The organism is Ferruginibacter sp., from assembly GCF_031391665.1.
Classification (GTDB): Bacteria; Bacteroidota; Bacteroidia; order Chitinophagales; family Chitinophagaceae; genus Ferruginibacter.
In genome coordinates, this window is the sequence record NZ_JANMUN010000002.1 from 1 (window position 1) to 5252 (window position 5252).

At 38.3% G+C, this 5252-nt stretch carries 5 protein-coding genes; 4 read left to right on the forward strand and 1 reads right to left on the reverse strand.

What is annotated here, in order from left to right:
• Positions 1–753: sigma-70 family RNA polymerase sigma factor (locus ACY651_RS00230; protein WP_462248483.1), on the reverse strand; the 753-nt coding region annotated here is incomplete at its 3' end.
• Positions 754–1008: 255 nt separating this feature from the next.
• Between ACY651_RS00230 and ACY651_RS00235 the strand changes: the two genes are divergently transcribed.
• The 4 genes from ACY651_RS00235 to pgi all read left to right on the forward strand — a co-directional run bounded on the left by ACY651_RS00235 (position 1009) and on the right by pgi (position 5072).
• A complete protein-coding gene (locus tag ACY651_RS00235; protein ID WP_462248485.1) occupies positions 1009–2025 on the forward strand; it encodes a threonine aldolase family protein in 1017 nt (338 codons plus the stop codon).
• 48 nt (positions 2026–2073) lie between these two features.
• On the forward strand, positions 2074–2949 hold the full coding sequence (locus ACY651_RS00240) for a hypothetical protein (protein ID WP_462248487.1): 876 nt from the start codon (positions 2074–2076) through the stop codon (positions 2947–2949).
• Positions 2950–3163: 214 nt separating this feature from the next.
• Positions 3164–3427 carry a hypothetical protein gene (locus tag ACY651_RS00245; RefSeq protein ID WP_462248489.1) on the forward strand — a complete coding sequence of 88 codons (264 nt, stop codon included), beginning with the start codon at positions 3164–3166 and terminating at the stop codon, positions 3425–3427.
• Positions 3428–3476: 49 nt separating this feature from the next.
• The gene (pgi, locus tag ACY651_RS00250; RefSeq protein ID WP_462248491.1) at positions 3477–5072 is read left to right on the forward strand and encodes a glucose-6-phosphate isomerase; all 1596 of its coding nucleotides are present in this window, start codon (positions 3477–3479) and stop codon (positions 5070–5072) included.
• The last annotated feature ends 180 nt before the right edge of the window (positions 5073–5252 follow it).

The following is a 5252-nucleotide window of genomic DNA, read 5'->3' on the forward strand; positions in this document are numbered from 1 at the left end:
CTGGCCGATCTGTTCGATCGTTACGCCATTTTCACCATCCAATCCAAAATACGCATTTACAATCTCCGCTTCACGGGGGCTGAGTGATTTCAGTACCCTGCGGATCTCGTTACGCAATGAATCTTTCATCACATCATCGTCCGTGTCATCGCCGCCTTCAAGAAGGTCGCCCATGGCCACATCTTCCGCTTCGTGCACAGGTGCATCCAGCGAAGTATGACGGGTGTTGCTTTGAAAAATGTTGTTGATCTCTGTTTCACTCATCTCAAGTAATTCTGCTAATTCTTCGGTACTTGGCTCACGCTCATGTTCCTGTTCAAAAGCCATATAGGCTTTGTTAGCCTTGTTGTAAGTGCCAATTTTGTTTTGAGGCAGGCGGACTAATCTGCCCTGCTCTGCCAACGCCTGTAGTATAGACTGGCGAATCCACCACACAGCGTAAGAAATGAATTTGAAACCTTTGGTTTCGTCGAAGCGTTGTGCCGCTTTAATTAAGCCGAGGTTGCCCTCGTTTATCAAATCACTAAGAGAAAGGCCCTGGTGCTGGTACTGCTTAGCCACAGATACCACGAAACGAAGATTGGCCTGCACCAATTTGTCCAATGCACGCTGATCACCCATTTTGATCTTTTGGGCCAAAATGGTCTCCTCTTCAGGAGTGATCATCGAAATTTTGGAAATTTCCTGCAAATACTTCTCAACTGCTTGTGAATCACGGTTGGTAATTTGCGTTGCGATCTTAAGTTGCCTCATTGTAATGTATTAGTCTAGAATATGTAACACTTGTAAGACATATTTGTTGGGGAAAATGTTGCAAATGAATAGTTAATGCGCAAAATCCTTGAAAATAGTGTGCAAAACTACGTTAAAAAGACCGCATTTCATAGCGTTTGTGTAAAAAACAGCTGAATAGTGGATAAGAAAAGTTAGTAGTTGATAGTTGATGGTTGATAGTTCACAGTAGGTTCGTAACTTTCAACTTTGTACTTAAAACTTCTATTTTAATTTATGATAACCGATTTACGCTCTGATACTTTTACGAAACCTACGCCAGCAATGCTTGAGGCTATGTTTAAGGCCGAAGTTGGCGATGATGTTTTTGGCGAAGACCCCTCTGTAAACCAACTGGAAGCCATGACCGCTGAAATGTTTGGAATGGAAGCAGCTTTGTTTTGCCCAAGTGGAACCATGACTAATCAAATTGGTATTAAATGCCATACACAACCGGGAGATGAAGTGATTTGTGAAAAGATGAGCCATGTATATATTTACGAAGGTGGAGGCATTGCTTTTAACAGCGGCAGCCAGGTAAAAGCTTTGGAAGGCGACAAGGGAAGATTAACAGCCGATCAAATTTTAGAAGCAATCAATCCCGACGATGTTCATAAAGCCATAACCAGTTTGGTAAGCTTGGAGAATACTGCAAACAGAGGTGGTGGAAGCTGTTATAATTTTACTGATTTTCAAAAGATTAAAGAAATCTGCTTGCATAATAATTTAAGCCTTCATTTGGATGGTGCAAGACTATGGAATGCACTCGTTGCAAAGAAAGAATCACCAGTACAATACGGTCAGGTATTCGACAGTATTTCTGTTTGTCTCAGTAAAGGATTAGGAACACCAATTGGAAGTTTATTATTAGGCAAACGGGATTATATTAAAAAGGCCCGGCGTGTTAGAAAAGTTTTTGGCGGTGGTATGCGGCAGGCAGGCTACATGGCTGCAGCAGGAATTTTTGCTCTTGAAAATAATATTAAAAGATTGCAGGAAGATCATTTGCATGCCCATCAAATAGCCGAGGCCCTAATTAAAAAAGATTTTATTGGCAAGATAATGCCTGTAGAAACTAACATCATCATCTTTGAAGTTAGCGGCTCTTATTCAGCAAAGGAATTTTGTGAAAGATTGGCACTGGATGATATTTTATGCCTTTCTATTTCTGCTACACAAGTTAGAATGGTTACGCATTTGGATGTTACCGATGAGATGGTGAAGAAATTGATTGGGGTAATTGAGGCGATGTGATTGGAAAATAAAAACTGTAAACTGGCGTTGTAACCTAAATCAGTTTTTATGAAATACACATCCCTGCTAATTATACTTGCAGCCCTGGTTTTTCAATCTTGCCAAAAAGATAGTGCACAGCCAGTTAGTTCTGAGTCGAAGATTAATTTTATTTTCAAGTTTGATTCTACACAAGCCCGTTTAAATGCAATTGGCCAAACTTCGGTAATTGCTTCAGGCAATGCAGCACAAAGCCCCCGGTTTAATAAAATGAGTGCACATTATTTAGAATTGACACCCAATGCATTTACAGCTTTAGGTGCAGGTTCAGTTTTATATCATGCACCGGAAGTTACCACAGGTGGTGCGACTGCGATAGATTTTTCGCAGGCAAAATTTGCAGGTAACAATCAAATATTTTTAAGTGTACCGGTAAAAAATTTAGCGGCGGGTACTTATACATGGTTAAGGGTTTCTTTGGCCTATCAAAATTACAATGTTTATGTAAACGGGTTAGGGCAAACCATTGATGCCACAGTCGCTTCGTTTATAGGTTACCGCACTTATTTATCAACTTATAAAATAAAAGACTCTACCGTAGTTGTAAACGCTAACAAAGCACAGGGATACTGGGCTACCGAAGGCAGTGCCTTTGGTTTTGGTATGGTGCAAAGCGGCCAGTCGCCTTCGGGATCAACCACCGTTCCCAATCCTATTTTTGCAACCTCACCCATACCTGCAGGCTCATGCGTAGTTACAGGGCAATTTGCATCGCCGCTTGTTATAAGTGGTAATGAAACAGCAGATATAAATATTGTGGTTTCGCTTAGCACAAACAAAAGTTTTGAATGGAAAGATGCGGACAGCAACGGAAAATTTGATCCGTTAAATGGAGACAGTGTAGTGGATATGGGAATAAGAGGACTAATACCAATTAAGCAATAAAACCCCGTTACAATAATTATTCTTTCTTAAACTTTGATGTATTTTTGGTAAATCACTATTTATTCAAAATCCCTCCACCATAATAATTTTACGAGAAAGGCAACTTTTACTAAGGGTTTTAAAATTATACATTGTTATCAACGATACACATCTTTACCAGTTAAAAGAACAGGAGCCGCTGGTAATTGATGAAGATCATTTACCCATAAAAATTATGGCAGAAAATGGTTTTCATTTTTCAAAACCACTGCATATTTCAAAACCTAAAACAGATCCTGTATTACTTGGTATTGGTTGTGCCGCAGATAACGGAACCCTTTGGGGTGGTATTATATTCAGTGCTCTTTTCTTTATGATATTTTTTGTCACCCATTTTTATGCAGTTTTAATTTTGGCAAACCTGCCTTTATTTTATTTGATGTATAAAATTTTCTGGAAGCCAAAGGAATTTATTACAATAGAAATATTGAAGAAATAGAAACTCCATCTATTTTAAATAACTTCGCTGCAAATAAAATACTATTACAGTGAGTTTTCCAAAAATTAACCCCACTTCTACCCCATCGTGGCATGCATTGCAAAATCATTTCAGCCAAATGAAAACGATGCATATAAAAACACTTTTTGAAAATGATGCCGAAAGGTTCAGCAAATTCTCTTTACAATTCAGTGATATGCTGTTTGATTATTCTAAAAATATAATTACTGCTGAAACGTTGCAATTACTATTGCAATTAGCCAATGAATGTAAACTGAATGATGCTATTGAAGCCATGTTTACCGGCGAAAAAATTAACGGTACCGAAAACCGGGCTGTGTTGCATACGGCATTAAGAAATTTTTCTGATGCTCCTGTTTTAGCAGACGGTATTGATGTAATGCCCGATGTAAAAAAAGTTTTGGAGCAGATGAACGTTTTTTGCAAAAAAATTCATAGTGGCGAATGGAAAGGTTATACCGGAAAGAAAATAAAATATATTGTAAACATTGGCATTGGAGGCAGCGACTTAGGGCCCGTAATGGTAACAGAAGCATTGAAACCTTATTGGGTAGAAGGCATTCGAACTTATTTTGTAAGTAATGTTGATGGAACCCACATTGCCGAAACTTTAAAAAAAGTAACGCCAGATGAAACGTTATTTTTAATAGCCAGTAAAACTTTTACCACACAGGAAACCATGACCAATGCCCACAGTGCAAGAACATGGTTTTTACAACTTGCAAAAGATGAAGCGTTAGTGGCTAAACATTTTGTTGCGTTATCAACCAATGGAAAAGAAGTTACCAAATTTGGTATTGCACCCGAAAATATGTTTGTGTTTTGGGATTGGGTGGGTGGCCGTTACAGTTTGTGGAGTGCTATTGGTTTGTCTATTGCATTAACTGTTGGCTATAATAATTTTGAAGAATTATTAAAAGGGGCTCATGAAGCGGATACTCATTTTCGCACAACCAGTTTTGAAAAAAACATTCCGGTGTTAATGGCAATGATTGGTATTTGGTACAGTAATTTTTATGGTACTACTACCGAAGCTATTCTGCCTTACGATCAGTATATGCATCGGTTTGCTGCATACTTTCAGCAGGGCAATATGGAAAGTAATGGTAAATATATTGACAGGAACGGTGAAAAAGTCACTTACTCCACCGGCCCGGTAATTTGGGGTGAACCGGGTACAAACGGACAGCATGCGTTTTATCAACTCATTCACCAGGGTACACAAATTATTCCCTGCGATTTTATTGCGCCTGCCATAAGTCATAATGTAATTGCAGATCATCATCAAAAATTGCTTAGTAATTTTTTTGCACAAACCGAAGCATTGATGAACGGAACGGAGAATGATGATGTTTACCGTGTTTTTGAAGGCAACCGCCCCACCAATTCTTTTTTAATTAAAGAGATTACACCATTTAGTTTGGGTGAATTAATTGCTTTGTACGAACATAAAATTTTTGTACAAGGTGTTATCTGGAATATTTACAGCTTCGATCAATGGGGTGTGGAATTGGGAAAAGTGTTGGCTGGAAAAATTTTACCGGAGCTGTTGAATAATGATGAGGTAAGCTCACACGATTCATCTACCAACAACCTGATAAATGCTTATAAAAAAATGAAATGAAGTAAATATTTTAATTAACTTTAAGAAAATAAATTTCATGAAAGCATTTTTTGTTTCAGGTTCTTTTATTTTTATTGCAGTATTTGCAACTGCCCAGGTTACCATTACAACTCCGGAATTTTCTTTGCCCGAAATAGCAAAACCTAAAATTATCGGGCAATCACCGTATGGTGAAATTTA